The sequence below is a fragment of the Novipirellula galeiformis genome (genome assembly GCF_007860095.1).
Lineage (GTDB): Bacteria > Planctomycetota > Planctomycetia > Pirellulales > Pirellulaceae > Novipirellula > Novipirellula galeiformis.
Genome location: NZ_SJPT01000002.1, coordinates 583,972 through 601,634, shown reverse-complemented (window position 1 = coordinate 601,634; position 17,663 = coordinate 583,972). Strand labels below are relative to the sequence as shown.

The following is a 17,663-nucleotide window of genomic DNA, read 5'->3' as shown; positions in this document are numbered from 1 at the left end:
GATCAATAAACTCCCCTCGAGAAGGTCTCAATCATGGGCCAACTGAAATTATCTTTTCTCGTTACGCTGTGCCTAGTCGGTTCGGTCCACGCACAAGATGGCAGCGTGCCTGCCCCGGCGATCAATGCTGCTCCGTCGCGGCCAGCTCCGGTTGAAGGGGAAGCCTTAGGGATTGACCCTCAATTGAAAACTCGTGGAGACCTCCGTCTCGCACCTACAAAATTCTCACCCGTTTATCGAAAGAAATGGGCATTGATCGTAGGCGTCAACTACGCCAACCGTGGTGAAGAACGGGAGTTATCTTCGAAGAACGCTGCGGCTCTTCCATCGCTCAACAATGCGGTCAAGGACGCTCAAGAGGTCTCGACGGTGCTTCGAGAATACTACGCATTCGAAGAGCAAAACGTAATTGAATTGCTCGAGGCGGACGCAACGTTTTCCGCGATCGACTCCGCTCTTGGCTCGTTGTGCAATGTCGAAGAGGTGGATGAGGAGGACTGCGTATTTGTGTTTTTCTCTGGCCATGGCGTGCGGTCGGTTCGAGGAACCTCGTTTTTGGCCCATGATGTTCACCTCGCCGCTGGATCTCCGGTTTCGGGCCATCTGCGACTTGAAGAAATTGTTCGACGATTGGAAGATTGTCCGGCAAAGCACAAACTGTTGGTTTTGGATCATTGCTATTCCGGCGACGTATTCAACAACAATTTCCAGGCGCAAAGTGTACAGGATCGTGCCGATCGCGGACTGTTGCGAGAACCGGCTTTCCAGGCAATGGCATCTTGCCGAGCGACGCAGGTGGCTCTTGACGCCGGAAAGAACAATCAAGGTCACTCGCCCTTTACCGCTGCACTTATCGACGGCCTAACGCGTTTGCCAGCCAATGGCAAACGCTCGGACGCCATCGGGACGACCAAACTCGCCTCATACATTGCAACCACGTTCGACGTCGCCACACAAAAGCCGGAGTGTCGCAATCTGGACACCACCGACGGCGAGTTTTCCTTTTGGCCCGCTGCGGGCGTCTCGTTTGAAAAATTCCGAGTTAATGCTGGTGACCGCAATATGCTGAATGCGATGACCAGTCGGCACGGTGACTGGTGGTTCAATGAGCGGCCTTGGTTCATCCCAGGAGTTCGCACGCTCATTTTGAACCAATTAGCAGACGCGCAAGATCTACCGCGAGCCGCGATCACCGATCGACATATTGATGAAGTGGCGCTGCGCATTGCGGCGCAAAAGGCATTCGATGGCAAAGGTTCCGATCACGACTCGACACAGCGACATTATGAATTATTGATGACGACGCAGGGAACAAATAAGTTTCAAGACGCGTTACGAACAATTCGCGATGAGTTGCTACAGATGACAACCGTCGAGGATTCGGCGCCCAACAATTCAGTTCACGTTCGGCCAGAGGAACTGCACCTATTGGCGATTATGCAGCATGCACTCAAGGAAAGCGACAGCGCTCATGAATCCTACCGTCGGGCGGAAGCCGCCTATGACGAACAGAAAAAGACGGGCAACACAAGGTTTCGTATTTCCTCGGCTCTGTGCTGTGCAGATCATGGCGAATTGTTGTTAGAGGAGATGGGAAAGGCCTACGAGGCTGCCGAAAAATTTCGTGAGGCGGAATCCGGCATACGGACGCTGACCGAGGAACGGGATGCGGGCGCGGTCTTTCGCATGACGGTGCTTTGCCGGGAAGCCAGTGCTTACCTGAGAATCAACCGCTGGAAGGGTGCAAATCAGTTGCTGCTCAGCGCTCTAGAACTGACCGAGCCGTTTGCTTCGGATAGCTACTTTGCTGCCCAAGTTCATCGCAATCGCGCCTGGGCCCAGATCATTCAGTGGAAGATGCAAGAGGCGAAGGGTTCGTTTGAGAAGTCGAACCAAATCCTGGCAAGCTTGTTTGAAAACGAACGTGAAGATGACGGCGAAAGCGCGAGTGATGCGGACTTGGTGCCTCCTCCGGCGCTAGAATCGGATGGCATCCCGCTAGCGCAACGTCCGTTTCGCGGTCTGAAGTCCTTTAAGGCGTTCCATGACTCTCAGGATTTCGCATCAAAACTGGCCTACCTACACAACCTGCACGGGATCGCGATGGCACAACGTTTCCGTGGCCACACGCTCGATGCTTCGCAGAACTATCGCTCGCTGGCCCGCCATGTCGAAGCTACGTACTCCGACCTGACTCAAACCGCCGCTACTGACACGATCCGACGGATGTACGTGATTCGTTCGATCAATACCCAGGAACGGCTTGGCGACTGCAACCTCTTCGGGGATCCAGACTATATCGACTTGAAGGAAGCAATCGACGACTACCGCCGTTCACGAAATCTCGTGTACCAGATAGCGGGAGTTCAGCGACGGCAATTGGAAGCCGTGCTGCTTTACAAGACAGCACTGGCTCAGGCAATGCCGTCCGATATCCAAGACACGCAAATGGCAATCGAAATGTGCGCCCGCGCCGATGCGATGTTTGAGCTCGACGAGAAAGAGAAAATTGCAACCGGACTGTATTGGGCACTGGGGAAATTGACCACACCCATGGTTGCTGTTCTCGATCAAAAAGCTTGCAGTACGGACGGCGAAGTTCCTTGTGAAAAACCAGCGTCCGCTCTTAAGGATGCAATCTTGGCGGCACGCGACAAGCTAGGGCAACACCCGCACCGTGACCAGCTTGAAATATTGCTATTCGCATCGAGGGTATTGCTGGAACACTCGGCAACACAGAATCGTTTCGCCATCGCGGAAGACTCCGATTTGCTACTCAGCTTTTGCAGGCTCGCACTTGCTTCTTATCACTTTGACGGTGACACGGTGCGAAGTGAGTCCACGGCGTATCTACGTCCCTATTACGACGCTGTGATGCGAGCCAAAATTTCTATTCCTGGACGCAAACACGTTCTGGATTTGCTTGAGATCCAAGCCGAAGCCACGACAGGGGCTCGCTACATGAAGCCCGAAGAGAGTCATCCCATCCTTGCGACTTACGTGCTAGATGATGAATGCTATCTCTTGCTCGACCTGCCGCGAGGAACCAGCAAGGCATTTCCGCTAGCCAGCATTTACGACAACGCCACCATCCAGGCCGCGTGCTATGGCAAAGAACAATTGACTTTGCCCGGTGAAATTCTTGGGCAGCTCAACCGCTGGTTAGTTCAAAACAAGCAACGTGCTCAGGATGGCAAGGCCTCCGATTCGTTGCAAATCGATCTGCGATGGATTGATCCGGTTCGGAACTTGAGTCCCTCTCTCGATCTAGGCGATAGCAATGCGGATGATCGCTATGCAGCAAAATATCCACAAGAAGACGAAGCTATGCTCGCGCGCGGCCAGTGTCCGTTCAGCTTGCCACGCGGATTTACGGACGCCGCCACGGAAACGGTCCAATCGGCAGACGCCTCCGCAGCGAAACCTTCTGGAACGGTGTCGGCTTCGGCCAAACCCGCCGTTGACCAGAATGAGTGAATACCTGAATTGGGAAACCGAAACATGAATCAATTCAAATGTCGGCTAAGGAAAACGCTGGCGATCATCCTGCTGGTGACCCTCGTGACCGCAGGGAACCGATCGAACGCCGAGTCTCCCCTTCCAGTCCCTGATTTTCAACTGTCGCAGCGCGCAGTGCCAATCGGAGGACTGTCGCAACTCTCCAGTGCAAGTCGGGGTGCGGACGAAACCTGGAAGCCTGAGGTCAACAGAGACCAGGCGAAACAGACCGCGAAAAACATCTATGCAAGGTGTGCGCCGGCGATCGTTGTGGTTCGAGATGACACGGGGCATGGAACGGGGTTCCTGATGGGTAAGGACGGCTGGATTGTCACCAACCGACACGTGGTCAACAGTGCCGGGATCTTCATCCGCAATGGTCGTCGCATCGTGATGGTTCATTTTGGACGGCTCAATGATGGCTTGATGGAATTGGACAAGAAGGCTTATCCCGCGTTTGTTTACGCTACGGATGAACGACGGGATCTTGCGTTGCTTGAACTCGCGGAGAAGCCCGAGTACCTCCCCACCATTGAACCGCTCACGCCCGCAACCAAAACGCCTTTGCCGACCGACATTTGTACGTCCATCGGGCATCCATCATCTGGGATGTTATGGACAGCTCGTCGTGGTGAAATCTCCGGTGTTGGCATGTGGCCTAACGAACACATCGACACCATGATCGCCTCCCTTGTTCAAACCGATGCAGATGCGAAACCGGCGGCCACATCGCTGCCGCAGCGAAAAGTTCTGTTGTCTACGTGCCCAATCAACCCCGGCGATTCGGGAGGACCGATTCTTGACCGCGATGGTGCGGTCGTCGGTGTGACCTTCGGCATCCCACGAAACAAAAACACCAACTATTCGGCCGACAAGTTCTCATACCACGTTCACGTGGAAGAGTTAGTTCAGTTCATCAAGGATCGACCAACGGAAGCTGAAGTCGTGGTGCCCAGCACGTTCGATGGTGCCAAAATTAGTGAATTGGTCGACTCCAACGATGATGATGTTTGGGACACATGGTTGATGGGAAGTGAACCGGGAAAGTCAACGACCGGCTACATGATCGACTTGGACCAGGATTCCAAACGCACCTTCAAGGAAAAGTATGTCGAGGATCCCGAGCAAAGATCGCAATGGGATTTTGAGTTTGCCGTTACCAAATTGGGCCAAGTCCGCACCTTTTACGACACCGACAATGATGGAAATGTCGACTTGATTTTGACTGATGTCGACGGTGACTCCGTATCGGACCTCTGCATCGCGAAGAAGGGCGAAGTCTGGCGCATTGACCCCCGTGAAGGCCAAGCAATGATCGACGCGACGCTTTACGCTGATCCCAAATTATCGGAATCGCTTTCGGCCCACTTTTCCAACGACTAACGACTCAGTTTCTAAGCTCAAAAGACGAAAGAATGAATCGGCCTCCGAATTCGACTGATCCGGTCCCTGTAGCAAATGGTCCTGAGGACGGGGCGGGACTCAGTTCATTCGGGCAGATGTAGCAGGTCTTGAAACGCACTGCAAATTTCCAGCCATGGGCGATCTCAAAAAACGCCCCTTGCTACCGCGGGACGCATCGGAGCCATTGCGATGATGGCCGTGGTGTTCGTTAGGAACCTCACCGCATTTACTCTCTGCCTTCTGTCGTTCTTTGGCTTCGGAAAAAAATGCCGAGTCTCTCAAAATATCAGATGCATTCGGTATTCAGTTCGGTTTGCTTGTTGGGGGGCGATTGGTTGCTGATGGTTCCAGCGATCAGGGCCGTACGGACGGCGGTCGAACGACAGAACGCGAGACAAACGCACGCAATGGCAATGTCGACTCCTCATTTCAAACACATGGTAAGTGGGATTCATTTTCAGCCGTCAACCCAGTCGCTGATTTGCTTGCGAAGAGGGAATCATCCAGATTCAATCCCGATACCAACGTGATTGTTGAACGCACCCTAGACCTGCGTGGAGAACGGCCTGGCATGCTGACCATCGACCCATCCGTGTATTCGACGCAGAACCGGCTTCGATCGACGATCTCGCAATTCACATTATCGAACAGATATCGGTAGAGAACATGCAGCGCATGCCAAATGAGAATACCACGTTTGCAGGGAGAGCCCTCCGCTGAATCTGTCATCACTGGAAATGACGCAGATGCGGGGGATCTTGTTTTCACCGGATTGTCTTCGTGAAGAACGAGCACTTGTATCAACAGTTGTGTTTCGTCCCGGCGACGACCACAACCGCTAATGAGGAGGGCTTTGGCAGGATCCGCGATTCGTTGACCTTAGACACGTCGCGGAGGCTACTAGCAGTCACCGCCTCAGATTAATGAATTGCAATAGGAAATGTTTTTCTTGTCCGATTCATCGCTAGCGTTCGTTCCTATCGCTGAAGCAGCCGACGCGTTGTGGTTGCGGATGCAATTTTTAGGGAGTCCAACCATATCGAAATACAACCTCGATGCACGTTTACTCGACTTTCAACGCACGCGTCGTGTCAACAGCCACCGCACATCCGTGCCTCGGCCTCAATCGAACCATTTACTTACCCACGAATCGTAGGAGATTTCGTCATGTCAAAACTGGGATGTTTGATCACCATCGGCGTAGCCTTTGCCACCGCGATGATCCTTGATGCTTCCGACTGCAACGGTCAGTACCCCAATTTCACGATACTCGGTCACGATTCGTCGACACCTTGCCAAAGAGCAAACTGCTGGTGCAATCACCAACGTCACGATCGTCGGCAGACCACAGTTACCACCGATCCTAAAATTGAAATTATGGTCAATGGAAAGGTCATCGCCGAACGATCTGCCGGCGAAAGCGATCGCTCGCCAACCGATGTTGTCTTCGGCTCCTATGGGACCAATTACGAAATTCGTATCTCCAACCCATCCATCAACAACCGTGGCTTTCAAGCTCAGGGAAGCCGACGAATGTTCGACATCGAAGTCGACGGGCTCTCAGCAATGGACGGCAAGCCGCGTTCAGAACGCAAGCGAGGTTATATCCTGTCGGCGGACGAAAGTTCGACGATCCAAGGCTGGCGGATCAATGACAACCAAGTCAAGCAGTTTGTGGTCAGTAAGCCAGGTCAAAGCGTTGCAGCCAGCGAAGGGACAGAAAGTCAAACTGGTAAGATTATCGTGCGAGTATTCCGCGAAAGGGCGACCCTAAACTCTAATTGGAACTGGGGGGACTATGCACCACGAACAACGTCACCATGGACATGGAAGCGAGGAAACTCGGGAACCTGGGGCTCAAGTGGCACGGGCAGCTTTGGCGCAGGATTTCAAGGCGGATCCCAACGCAGAGCGGCACCAAGTTCAGGATCTGCTCAATCACAAGCGTCCTTCGGAATTTCGGGTGCGGCCGGAACCGCAGCCGGCTCAAGCGTTGATTCAAAAGTCCGCCGAGTTTCCTTCGAGCCCGATACCTGGCGGGTATCAACGATCGAGTTCACCTACCGAGTGAATCGATAGTCCCCAAACACATGCCGAAAACGACGCTGTCGTGTACAGGCTGGATAAGCGAACGAGGACAGCGGATGACGAACGCCAGAGTGAAGGACTCGGGACTCGGAGTCAGAGCCGTTTTGATTTCCCGATCAAGAAATCGAGCACTGGGTTGATTTTTCGTTCCGGTATTGAAAAGGAAATCGTGTTCACTTTTGGCCGGCAACGGCAATAAACCATCGGCGACCGTTGGTTATTGCACATTTCGCTTCGCCGTAGTTATCTGATGCGGGGGCCATTGAATCGACGACGATCGCTCCAACCATTTGCCACCGAGGGACTGGCGTGCTCGCTGAGAGGCTTCGCTCAATCCGAACAAGAGACAGCCGGTCATGTAGCCCAGTTTAGTGAGGTCGGAGTTTGGTTTTGTGATCGCATTTTCTAACCTCTCATCTTTTAGCCTGTCTTTCCTCTTCGCTCGGTTGCGTCAGAGGCTCACGATAGGGATTGGAGTGACGGTGCCCGTGGCAGTGATGCAATGCGTTGGCACGGCACAAACCCAGAGCGCCGGACGAGGAGGTTAGAAGATGGACGGTTAGAAAATGTTGGGAACCGATGTCGGCCTGCAAAATTTGACATTTCTGTACTCAAACGCATCCGTGAGTTTACTTTCCCCAAGCTTACCCTTGCTGCGTCCAACCTACCGCTTCCCACTTGTGAGAAGATTTTTTGGCATGCAAAGCTAAACGCATTTCAGGTCACAGCGCTGCTTCCCTTATCAGAGACGAAACACAAAGGATCCTCGACGCTTTTAGCTTGCGAAGTCGCCTCACTTGAGACGTCTGGGATGCTCAAAGTCAAATTCTTCAGACTTGATCATCTGCAGTGTTTCGTGCATTGACGGGCGATCGCCCCAGAAGGTTCCGTAGTAGGCCAGTCGCACGCGGCCCTGAGGATCAATAATGATTGTGGACGGTCTGTTTACATATTCGGCGTGCACGGCAAATGACATCGGGTCGACGCCGTACTGAGCACCGATCCCGCCAGCCAGATCGCTTAAGTGGGGCCACCAGATGGATCGCTGATATTTATCCTGAAACGAGCTTTTGGAAAACCAATAGTCGGCCTCTTTTTCTTTTCCAACCATCAATCGACAGCGATAGCGATCGTGACATTCGATGGTTGCCACGACCGCATTGGCATCCTCAAACTCCTCTTTCATTGACAATAAATCGTTAAACTCTCCGTGACAAACGGGACACCAATCGGCAAAAATCCAAATCAATACCACCCATTTGCCGTCGCCAGCGTGCTTCAGTTGCCAGGGCGTTCCATCGGTGTCACTTAAGGTGAAATCTGGAGCTGGCTGGCCGACTTGGACCTGTTCAAACGCAGACTCGTCTAATGCTCGGAAGGCGGAAAGTTGCGACTCGGTGGCACCAAGTTGCTTCTCAATCTGATCGATCGCTAGTTCACATTGGTGGCGAACGTCACGCGATTGGTCTTGCTCAAAAGCCTGGCGTAAAAATTCAAGCGACTCCGACGACTCCAATTGGCCTAGCGACATCGCCGCCTGCGAGCGAACAAGTGCCAGCGGGTCGCTATTCAGAACATTTTGTAGTGCCTTGGTGGCCGCTTTTTGACGAGCGATCCCTAAAGCTGCCGCCGCAATTTGCCGTACGTGCGGATCGTCATGCTCCAGTCCCAAAATAACGGCATCCAGCTGTTGGGGCAGCGAACGCGTCAAATCACGTAGTGCCAACAGGCGTACTTTCCAATCATTGTTCGCGAGGTCGCTAACGCCATGCTTCGCTAAGACGCGATCACTCGTAAATGATCCATCTTCATTAAGCGGGTGAAAGTCATGTGAATCAATGCGAGCGAAGATCTCGCTTGTTTGGCCAGTCACATCGGCGGTCATCGACAATGCGATCGCGACGCAAGCGGCGAACGTCCAAATCGAGTGAGAAATCATTGTTAGGTTCGCCCTTTGCTCACGCGGAATCAAGACAGGCTTGACTTCGTTGCCGAGTCTGCGGGCGGTGGTGAGTCTTCGTTGGTCGACGAGTTCGGCCGAACCCAATTTTTCCAGCATCTGTAAATCTCTTGTGCGCAACTCAGGTAGGTGAAACTGCCAAGTAGCCTTGATTATACCGGCCAGTCGATTGCTGACTGTGTGCATACTCACAGATGATGGCTTAACGGCCTATCAACAAAGTTCTGTGTCCGTCCGCTCTTTTGCTCTACGCGGCGATGGGGCAGACCATTCCACTCTCGCTGTTGGCTGAGAGCGACATTCTTCGCCTTGTTTGAACGAATGCCAAATGGGGTGTCGTACAAGTGACTTGCTCCCCTTTTCTGCACCAACCGTAGTGAGAAAATCCAGGCTTCCTCTGGGCGGGCGAGTCCGGCCAGAGGAGGCGAATTCGTTGAGGGGCCAGGTTGCCCAAAACGCGGTGGAGGGCGATGTTCGTAGTAGTCAACACGTTCAAATGGACAAAACAACAAACGCGTTCCACAGCCGGACTCAAGCCAAACAGCGAAAATTCTTGAGCCGGGTTACGTGATTCACCGTCTACACGAGATCGGATGGATTAGTCGAGCATGCGTCCATCGCGAAAACGAAACGCTCCGTCGACTGGCAAGATGGATCCCGTGATATAGTCGGCATCAGGCGACATCAGGAAGGTGGCCGCACGACCGATATCCTGAGCTGTTCCCAGCCTTCCCCATGGCATCTTGGGCGTTTCATCTTCGAAGAACTTCGGCGTGAATGCCTCTCGTTCCCCAGGCGTGTCGATCCAGCCAGGCTCAATCACGTTGACATTAATGCGATGACTGGCCAGCTCGACAGCGATGGTTCTGGCCAATTGATTCAAGCCCGCCTTGGCTGCGCAGTAGGCGCTCTTCTGAGCCATTGGCCGTTGGGCGAGAACGCTTGAGATAAAAACAAGCTTGCCGGCAACACCTTCGTCCAACATTTGGCGTGCCACCAATTGGCTCATATGAAAATTGCTGAACAGGGTTCCCTGGATCACTTTTTCAAAGTCATCCGGATGCAGGTCGAGAAACGGAGAGACTTTCTGAAAGGCGGGACAGCCTACGAGCCCATAAATCGGACCTGATTGCTTTACCGCTTCGCGAAGCAAGTGCTCGCAGCCTGCACGCGTGAAGACGTCGGCTTCGACACCGTTCACATTGGCACCCAGATCACGAAGCTCATGAACGGTGGCCGTCAAATCTTGGCTTCCGGGGCGATCATTGACGATCAAAATAGCTCCTTCACGCGCTAGCTCGACGGCACACCCTTTTCCGATTCCTCGGCCCGCAGCCGTGACAATGATGGTTTTATCTTTTAGTTTCATGTTCTTTGTTTGGGGTCGGTGGAACAGACGATGGTGGTCGACTGCCCATCTCGATTCCTTCAAAATCGTTGGAGCTCAATGTTCTGAATCAATCCCTGCGGATCACCTTATACCAACGCAGCATTCGCAAGACTCGTCGCACAGACGCCTGTTATCAAGTGTCGGCGAAACAGTGTGAGGCGTCACGTTTCTCAATCCGGCTGCAGGATCAGTAAAATCAAATGCAGCGGAAATCAAATGTAGCCAGACACGTCATTGTTCAGAAGGAAGCTCGGTCGCCTGAATTAGCGCTCGGATATAGCCGTAAGCAAAGTAGCGGCCCAGCATCGTATATCCTGGCTGGCCTTGTTCTTCGCCGGCCAACTGGGGAACGTGATCGGGACGTATCGGTCCGCTGAATCCGATATCACGGTAGGCTTTCATCGCGGCCACCATGTCGGTTGGGCCGTTATCGTGAAATGTCTCGATGAAGTCGTCCGATGTCCCTCGTACATCGCGAAAGTGAACATAACGAATCCGTTTTCCCCACCGCCGAATTGTGGCTGGGATGTCGACTCCCATCGCGGCGAAGTTGCCTTGGCAAAAGCAGATTCCATTGCTAGTCGAGGCCGAAAATTCCAATAGCCGGTCAAAGTCCTCGGGCCGATTCATGATGCGGGCATGTTTCCCAAAGGTGGCCAGCGGGGGATCATCAGGATGCATGGCCAAGGCGACGCCCGCCGCTTCGGCTGTAGGCAATAGTTCTTCCAGAAATCGATAGAGGTTGCTCCACATCTCGTGGGAGGAAAGGGACGCTATCGGATCGGTACGAGAAATGGAATGCAGCGAAGCAGCCGATTGTGCATCGGAACTGCGAAAGGCCGTTGTGAGCGCCCGACCCCGTGCTTGAACCTTCGTGTCGGTCCGGGCCCAATCGGTCGCTGGCATAAAATTGTAGCAACAGATGGGGACCTGAGCTTCACCCATGATGGCAAGCAATTGCCTCATGCTGTTGAAATCATCTGCTCGGTTCGCTGTTCCTAAGATCGCATTTTGAATCGGCAGTTCGCCCTCGATCGCAGCGATCTTTAGGCCATGGCGACTTAAACGCTCGCGGGTTTCCAGCAGATCTCGGAGCTCTAATCCCGGATAGCGGATGGCGACGGCGCTCACACCCAACTGGGCAACGCGTGCCAGGTTCTCGTCATCAAAAGGAGTTACCACGGATGCCAACTGCATATCAAGATTTTCTAGCAAAGGGGAATGTAACCAACGGCGCCTCAATCAATCGGCACATACGACGAAGCGTGTTCCACAGGGGACTTCCAGATCGAGTTCGCGTTGGCGAGGTTGCCGATACGGAACTCTTAGGTCAGGTCAAAATCAATTGTCTGTTTCCCTTCGCCCGATTCGATCTCCGTTTGCAAAACAGACTCTCGGTTGTACTTTTCGGGAATCGCGATCGTTTTTGGTGGATTGCCGCCCCGATCTAACTCGTCTTGCGAGGCACCGTCGTCCGAAGGCACCGCGACAATCATCACTTTGGCTGGACCAGTGACGACGCCGCCGCGGTGTGCGATTTCAAATTCACCGTTCGTGATTTTTGCTGCCGACACAGGTCCGTCGCCTAGCGGAGCAACGCGAATTTCTCCTGAAGGGACGGCTTCGCCTTGATAGGTAACGCGACCGGTAACGACACGTCTTTCCGGGCCACTTTCGCCGGTGCAGCCCCCTGAAACGAGAAGCCCCAGCCCGAGCAAACTGACGATGCGGAAATCAAATGGTCCCATGGATTTTGACCCAACGTTGAAGAGGTGGAAGAAGGGAAAGAGGCAGAAACTCGGAGTTTCCCCGATACCGCGACCACCAAATATAACAATGCCGTACGCGAAAGAAAGTGTTTCGTGTGCACAAAACGATGGGATTAGAGGGGCCGATGATCGGCAAGGCTCAAAGACTCGCGATACAGATTGAAGCACGAAGCGAAATAAGACGCTGTGAATCGCTGGATTCACGCGAGCGCCACGCGTACAACGGCGGCTCGAATTGTGTTCAGGTTTTCGTTGCGAATGTACACAGAAAGTGGTATTCTGGATCAAATGATCACCGAAAAGAAACCCCAGCGACTTGTTTTGCTGAACGCGAGCGAAAAGTGTTATTCCGTTTTACGGAAGATGCTGGTGTGCGGCCAAATCCCCGTTGGCAGCCGATTGGCGGAAGTGGAATGGTCTCAGCGACTAGGGGCTCAGCGGGCGGCCCTGCGTGAGGCGATGGTGCTGCTAACGCACGATGGGCTTTTGATACGTCACGCGACCGGTGGCTTCTTTGTGCCGACACCGGAAGAGGTCCACTACGATTCGCTATGGGACGCTCGCGTCGTTCTCGAACTCGGGGCGCTCGAATTAGCGTTCGCTCCAGGTACGGCTCCCAAGGATTTGTCTCCCTTGAAAAAGATCTGCGGCACGATGGAAGACCTGCATCATTCAGGGTTAACGATGGGGTTTTATGAATCCGATTTCATGTTCCATCAGACCCTCTTAGAACTCTCGGGAAACGAAATCCTTGCGAAGATGTTTTCCCATTCCGCTCAACATTTTTATCCGCTGGCTCCCGTCACCGAGGATGTTCTCAAACAGAAGGAAGCGACGGTAATTCGCGAGCACTACGAGATTATCGCGAACTTAGAAGCCGGAAAGATCAAAGCCGCTTCGGAACTTCTAAGAGTGCACATCGCCCGCAACAAGGCGCTAACGCCTAAGCAGTCGGTCGGCAACCGTCGCAAGTCGTAGATTCTCTTTTGAAGATATCCCTCCCCCACCCTCCCCATCAGCATTCACCGCTTTACACCTTTTTTGCCTTGCCATAAGGAATAGAAAATGATTCGACAGAACAAGCGTGTTTTCCTGCGCAGTGGTTTTACACTGGTCGAGCTATTGGTCGTTATCGCGATTATCGGAGTGCTCGTTGGTTTACTATTGCCGGCTGTGCAGTCGGCACGAGAAGCAGCACGCCGCATGTCCTGCTCTGCTAATTTCAAACAAGTCGCGTTAGCCCTTCATAACTATCACGACACACACCGTTCGTTTCCGATGGGGGGAGGAATCTCCGGCGGATGCAGTGGCTTTTCTGGGGCCCATCTATTTTCTTGGGGCGTTTACACGCTGCCATTCTTAGAGCAGGGGACTCGATATGACGCGATTAGGTTCAACGTCAGCAATTATGCCAATGGATACGCCCCTAACCATGACCCCGATACCGCATTGGGCCCCATCCCTACGTACCTTTGCCCCTCCAATCCGCAAGGCGATACGATGGTCAATCCCTCGTTATCGAGTTTGATCGATGCCTATGCTCGTACGGATATGGCGGGTGTGGCCGACTCACGCGACTGGCGTTGTAACAATTCCGGGGCGACTGGGCTTCGTCCTCGCTCGGATGGCAACGGTATCTTCTATGCTCGATCCAAGACGAAATTTCGCGACATCCTCGATGGGACTTCCAATACGTTGTTTATCGGTGAAGTCACCGGCGACCCGAGACAAGCGACCGGCGACAGCGCAACAACCTACAATGGCAATGTTTATGCGTTGTATGACCTGCTAGATACTTCGACCGGAATTAATGGGCCGTTCACCGTACCTGGAGGAGGAGCTTTTGCGTGGCGTCCGCAAGGTTTTTCCGCCTTCCACCCCGGTGGCGCCCACTTCGCTCTGGCCGATGGCAGCGTGCGTTTCTTGTCGGAATCGATTAATCAGTCGCTCCTTTCGGGTCTGACGACTAGAGCCGGCGGAGAAGTCCTGGCAGAATTCTAAACCACATCGAGATGCTTTGATGTGCTCAGACGATCCTTCACAATTTGTCCTTTTCATTCTGCGAGATTTGCTCCATGACTCGATTGTCGCTTGTTGGTGTTACGCTATTGACTCTGTTGGTTGCCGCGCTCGGCCCTGCTCAGGCTGACGATCCTCTCTCCCTTGATCAATTGAGAGCGGACAGGAAAGAGGCCGCTCAGCGTGAGCGGCGGATCATTTTCAATAACGACGGCAATGAACCTATCTACCTTTGTCGCGATACGACACCAGCCGAATTGCTCCGTCATCGTACGGCTCCGCTAGCGAATACCCACGTCGACACCATTTTCTATTGCACGTGGAGTAGCGGCTTTGGCATGTTTACTCATGACACTAAAGTGGGCAATGTTTTCAAGACGAAGGAAGGGCTCTTCTCGAAAAACTTGATCGAAAAAATGCTGGCAGCGGGTACCGATCCGCTCAAGGTCATGGCCGATTTTGGCAAACAGAATGAGATCGAGATCTTCTGGTCGTTTCGCATGAACGATACGCATGATGCCGGGCTGTCAGGATACGGGCCGATCATGTTACGAGCGAATCCGTTGAAGCTTGAGCATCCCGATTGGCTGATTGGGACTCCAAAAAGTCGTCCCAAGTTCGGCGGCTGGAGTGCTGTCGACTACACTCGCCCTGAGATTCGCGATCTAGCGGTCAGCTATGTCGAAGAAGTTTGTCAGAACTATGACATCAACGGAATCGAACTCGACTTCTTTCGACATCCCGTCTTCTTTAAGAGGGCTGCCCAATCGGGAACTCCTTGTACCGAAGAAGAGCGAGCGCTGATGACGGAAATGATCCGTCGGATGCGAAAAGTAACGGAAGTCGAAGGGCAACGAAGAAAGAAACCCATTCTGCTTTCGGTCCGAGTTCCCGACTCGGTCGCCTATTGCCGGGACAGCGGTCTTGATATCGAGAATTGGTTGGGGGAAGAGCTGATCGACCTGATGACGGTGTCGGGATATTTCCAGCTTCGCCCATGGGAAGACTCGGTCGAATTGGGGAAAAAGTATGACATTCCAGTCTACCCGTCGTTAGACGAATCACGCGTCCGAGATGTCGGTGCTAAAAAATCCAGAATGACGGTAGAAGCCTATCGCGGCCGAGCATTGTCCGCTCGAAGCGCCGGGATGGCGGGGCTATATCTGTTCAATTCCTTTAATCCACACGCGGCTATCTGGAAAGAGCTAGGTGATCCGGCAACCCTTGCCAAGCAGGATCATGATTATTTTGCTAGTATCCGAGGAGTGGGAGCGGCTGCGGGGGGCGCGTTGCCTCATCGCGACTACCAACCGTTAGCCACGCTCAATCCGAAGGCGCCTCTTTCCCTATCGCCCGACAAATCGGTGACGGTTAGCTTCTATAACGGCGTGGAGTACCAAAAACTGAACTCCGTCACTCCTCCCCAAATTACACTTCGTCTTCAGTTCGACAAGGAAGCTCCTGAAAACATCCGCGTCGCGCTAAATGAAGAAACGCTGAAGGCATCGACCTCCGAAGCTGGGTGGCTGGAATTCCCGGTACAGCCGGGCATGCTCAAGCTGAATGAAAACGAAGTCATCGTTTCACTGACTGACAAGGACGCATTGGTGAAATGGACCGACCTTCAGTGTAGGGTTCGCTGGAATCGTGACAAATGATGTCACCGCTGCCCCGTGCTCTAAAAACTTCAGATTTCATCTACCCAACAAAGATGCCCTTCGAGGTAATCCATCGCATGAATCAACGTTCCAATATCGTCCTTGCAACTTTATTACTCGTCGCTGTCTCCATTTCGCCCGTCGTTGCCGCCGAGCCAATTGAAGATGTGCACATTGTTCTCAAAGCAGAGAAAATACGTGGATATCGCGGCATCAATGGAGACTTAATCCAGCTAAAAGATGGTCCCCTTTTGTTTTGTTATACGGAGTACGGAGACGGCGGCGGCATTTTCGCCAAGACTTCGCCGGATCAAGGAAAGACATGGAGTGAATCTAAGCTTCTCGTCGCACAACCGCAGTCCCCGCGACCGGGAAAATACAACCATCCAAGCTTGCTGCAACTGAAGAGTGGTGAGCTTCTGATGACCTACAACTATTCCACTCACCCCGCCAAGCCTTATTACGCGGTGACACTTTACCGTCGCAGCGAGGATCAAGGGGCGACGTGGAGCGAGCAACTTCCGGTGACGCCTTATGCAGGCTACACCCTTGTCCACAACGACAAGCTGCTTGCTCTCGCAGATGGACGCATCGTCGTGGCGGCCGCGACGAAGAAGTACATGCCGAGTTCTCATGACCACAATGGCTATGTTGGTTTAACCTTCTTCTCCGACGATCAAGGGTATAGTTGGCATCCTAGCAAGAATGAGGTGGACTTGTACGCGTCGGCGAAAATCGAAGTCCAAGAACCGGATGTCGTGGAATTGAAAGACGGTCGACTGTTGATGTTTGCGCGCACATACAGTGGTCACCCCGTGAAAGCCTATTCCAAAGACCGAGGAGAAACGTGGTCGAAAGGCGAAATGATCCGTGAGTTGAAAATGCCTTATGCTGGCCTGCCGACGGTACGCCGAATTCCATCGACTGGGGATTTGCTCTTCATTTGGATTAGCGGTAGTTCCAAAAGCAAGAGCGGCCTCCCAATGCGAAGCGTTCTGTCCACAGCAATCTCTCAGGACGAGGGCAAAACCTTCGTGCACCAGCGAAATCTGGTCGACGACCCTGCCGACGATGTGGGGTATCAATGCATTGAATTTTTGGAAGACGGAAAAGCGTTAATCGTCTACCACACCAACGATGGACTGCATTTGTCTCGACTCAACGTAGATTGGTTCTACGGCAAATAGGGAAATGGGCCTACGTTTTCGGAAGAGTTAATGCCTATCCGGCCCCTCCGATCCACTGATCGGTGAAGTAGGCACAAGCCCGATGGAGTACGGTAAGTTGATTGTCAAAGTTTTTCTCCCATCGTGCTAAGATTGCTGGGAAACGATTGAGCCAATGGTACGTTGGCTCGACCCGCCCCTGGGGTCACGGGCTTTCACCCAGATTCCTGATGAGCTCTCGTTTTTGCTCGCGACGCGATCGCATGTGGGCTGTGTAATGAAAGACACGTTCGATCAAGGAATGCATGGCTGCCGCCTGGCATCCTTTGTCTAGGCTGAGGTGCTTGGCAAAGTCAAAGTGTGTTCGAGGCCAACGAACAAGGCAGTGCGTGATCGGCTGTGGCAGTCGCTAGACTTCGTGAGTGTTTGCGCCATCGACCTGGTGTTCATCGCAACATGGCGGGTTGGGTGATGCCTTCGGCGGAGTTGGGGCTTCGCTACCGACGGCCGAACCCTTCTATCCCACCTGTCATCATGAAGGTCAGATGTTCACCGATTTGGGTCAGGTTCCAATTTTAGTGCATTGAGTGCCGGTCGCGTCGCAATCGCTCGATTGCGGTGGATGCTTGCTCGCCGCTGTGAAGGTCCAACTTGCGATTTGCTAACGATGTCGCCGTGTACTCAGCGTCCTGCAGCAAAAAGGCAACATCC

At 53.2% G+C, this 17,663-nt stretch carries 13 protein-coding genes and 1 pseudogene; 8 read left to right on the top strand and 6 right to left on the bottom strand.

The window, feature by feature from the left end; all coding sequences use genetic code 11:
* Positions 1-33: 33 nt before the first annotated feature.
* The 4 genes from Pla52o_RS07260 (at position 34) to Pla52o_RS07250 (ending at position 6,981) form a co-directional block, all read left to right on the top strand.
* On the top strand, positions 34-3,477 hold the full coding sequence (locus Pla52o_RS07260) for a caspase family protein (RefSeq protein WP_146593920.1): 3,444 nt from the start codon (positions 34-36) through the stop codon (positions 3,475-3,477).
* A gap of 24 nt (positions 3,478-3,501) precedes the next feature.
* Complete coding sequence (locus Pla52o_RS07255; RefSeq protein WP_146593919.1) at positions 3,502-4,881, top strand: S1 family peptidase; 1,380 nt, start codon at positions 3,502-3,504, stop codon at positions 4,879-4,881.
* A gap of 271 nt (positions 4,882-5,152) precedes the next feature.
* Positions 5,153-5,563: a hypothetical protein gene (locus Pla52o_RS26730; protein ID WP_197169069.1), complete on the top strand. Its 411-nt coding sequence runs from the start codon at positions 5,153-5,155 to the stop codon at positions 5,561-5,563.
* 506 nt (positions 5,564-6,069) lie between these two features.
* The gene (locus tag Pla52o_RS07250) at positions 6,070-6,981 is read left to right on the top strand and encodes a hypothetical protein (protein ID WP_146593918.1); all 912 of its coding nucleotides are present in this window, start codon (positions 6,070-6,072) and stop codon (positions 6,979-6,981) included.
* 802 nt (positions 6,982-7,783) lie between these two features.
* On the opposite strand, the gene Pla52o_RS07245 is transcribed toward Pla52o_RS07250, so the two are convergent.
* The 4 genes from Pla52o_RS07245 to Pla52o_RS07230 form a co-directional block, all read right to left on the bottom strand.
* Positions 7,784-9,049 carry a redoxin domain-containing protein gene (locus Pla52o_RS07245; RefSeq protein WP_197169068.1) on the bottom strand — a complete coding sequence of 422 codons (1,266 nt, stop codon included), beginning with the start codon at positions 9,047-9,049 and terminating at the stop codon, positions 7,784-7,786.
* Between the two features lie 499 nt (positions 9,050-9,548).
* Positions 9,549-10,319, bottom strand: a complete 771-nt coding sequence (locus Pla52o_RS07240; protein WP_146593916.1) for an SDR family NAD(P)-dependent oxidoreductase — start codon at positions 10,317-10,319, stop codon at positions 9,549-9,551.
* A gap of 252 nt (positions 10,320-10,571) precedes the next feature.
* Positions 10,572-11,522 carry a mannonate dehydratase gene (locus tag Pla52o_RS07235; protein ID WP_231612155.1) on the bottom strand — a complete coding sequence of 317 codons (951 nt, stop codon included), beginning with the start codon at positions 11,520-11,522 and terminating at the stop codon, positions 10,572-10,574.
* Between the two features lie 143 nt (positions 11,523-11,665).
* Entirely contained in the window at positions 11,666-12,088 is a 423-nt protein-coding gene (locus tag Pla52o_RS07230; RefSeq protein WP_146593914.1) for a hypothetical protein, read from the bottom strand.
* Between the two features lie 279 nt (positions 12,089-12,367).
* Here Pla52o_RS07230 and Pla52o_RS07225 point away from each other — a divergent pair, with 279 nt between their 5' ends.
* The 4 genes from Pla52o_RS07225 to Pla52o_RS07210 all read left to right on the top strand — a co-directional run bounded on the left by Pla52o_RS07225 (position 12,368) and on the right by Pla52o_RS07210 (position 16,973).
* Positions 12,368-13,087, top strand: coding sequence for a GntR family transcriptional regulator (locus tag Pla52o_RS07225; RefSeq protein ID WP_146593913.1), 720 nt, complete (start codon positions 12,368-12,370; stop codon positions 13,085-13,087).
* Between the two features lie 87 nt (positions 13,088-13,174).
* Positions 13,175-14,110 carry a DUF1559 domain-containing protein gene (locus Pla52o_RS07220; RefSeq protein WP_146593912.1) on the top strand — a complete coding sequence of 312 codons (936 nt, stop codon included), beginning with the start codon at positions 13,175-13,177 and terminating at the stop codon, positions 14,108-14,110.
* A 74-nt stretch (positions 14,111-14,184) separates the two neighbouring features.
* Positions 14,185-15,786 (top strand): hypothetical protein, encoded by a 1,602-nt coding sequence (locus tag Pla52o_RS26725; protein ID WP_197169067.1) that lies wholly within the window; start codon positions 14,185-14,187, stop codon positions 15,784-15,786.
* Positions 15,783-16,973 (top strand): sialidase family protein, encoded by a 1,191-nt coding sequence (locus Pla52o_RS07210; RefSeq protein ID WP_231612154.1) that lies wholly within the window; start codon positions 15,783-15,785, stop codon positions 16,971-16,973. Before Pla52o_RS26725 ends, Pla52o_RS07210 begins: the two co-directional genes overlap by 4 nt.
* 34 nt (positions 16,974-17,007) lie before the next feature.
* On the opposite strand, the pseudogene Pla52o_RS27345 reads toward Pla52o_RS07210, so the two are convergent.
* A pseudogene (locus Pla52o_RS27345) lies at positions 17,008-17,391 on the bottom strand (IS5/IS1182 family transposase); the annotation flags it as partial.
* 58 nt (positions 17,392-17,449) lie between these two features.
* Entirely contained in the window at positions 17,450-17,518 is a 69-nt protein-coding gene (locus Pla52o_RS27845) for a hypothetical protein (protein WP_146594130.1), read from the bottom strand.
* Positions 17,519-17,663 lie beyond the last annotated feature (145 nt).

What these genes read in the sequence shown, in the direction of transcription:
- Pla52o_RS07260 (WP_146593920.1), top strand. Translation starts at nt 34, where the DNA reads ATGGGCCAACTGAAATTATCTTTTCTCGTTACGCTGTGCCTAGTCGGT.
- Pla52o_RS07255 (WP_146593919.1), top strand. Translation starts at nt 3,502, where the DNA reads ATGAATCAATTCAAATGTCGGCTAAGGAAAACGCTGGCGATCATCCTG.
- Pla52o_RS07250 (WP_146593918.1), top strand. Translation starts at nt 6,070, where the DNA reads ATGTCAAAACTGGGATGTTTGATCACCATCGGCGTAGCCTTTGCCACC.
- Pla52o_RS07245 (WP_197169068.1), bottom strand. Translation starts at nt 9,049, where the DNA reads ATGCTGGAAAAATTGGGTTCGGCCGAACTCGTCGACCAACGAAGACTC.
- Pla52o_RS07240 (WP_146593916.1), bottom strand. Translation starts at nt 10,319, where the DNA reads ATGAAACTAAAAGATAAAACCATCATTGTCACGGCTGCGGGCCGAGGA.
- Pla52o_RS07230 (WP_146593914.1), bottom strand. Translation starts at nt 12,088, where the DNA reads ATGGGACCATTTGATTTCCGCATCGTCAGTTTGCTCGGGCTGGGGCTT.
- Pla52o_RS07225 (WP_146593913.1), top strand. Translation starts at nt 12,368, where the DNA reads ATGTACACAGAAAGTGGTATTCTGGATCAAATGATCACCGAAAAGAAA.
- Pla52o_RS07220 (WP_146593912.1), top strand. Translation starts at nt 13,175, where the DNA reads ATGATTCGACAGAACAAGCGTGTTTTCCTGCGCAGTGGTTTTACACTG.
- Pla52o_RS26725 (WP_197169067.1), top strand. Translation starts at nt 14,185, where the DNA reads ATGACTCGATTGTCGCTTGTTGGTGTTACGCTATTGACTCTGTTGGTT.
- Pla52o_RS07210 (WP_231612154.1), top strand. Translation starts at nt 15,783, where the DNA reads ATGATGTCACCGCTGCCCCGTGCTCTAAAAACTTCAGATTTCATCTAC.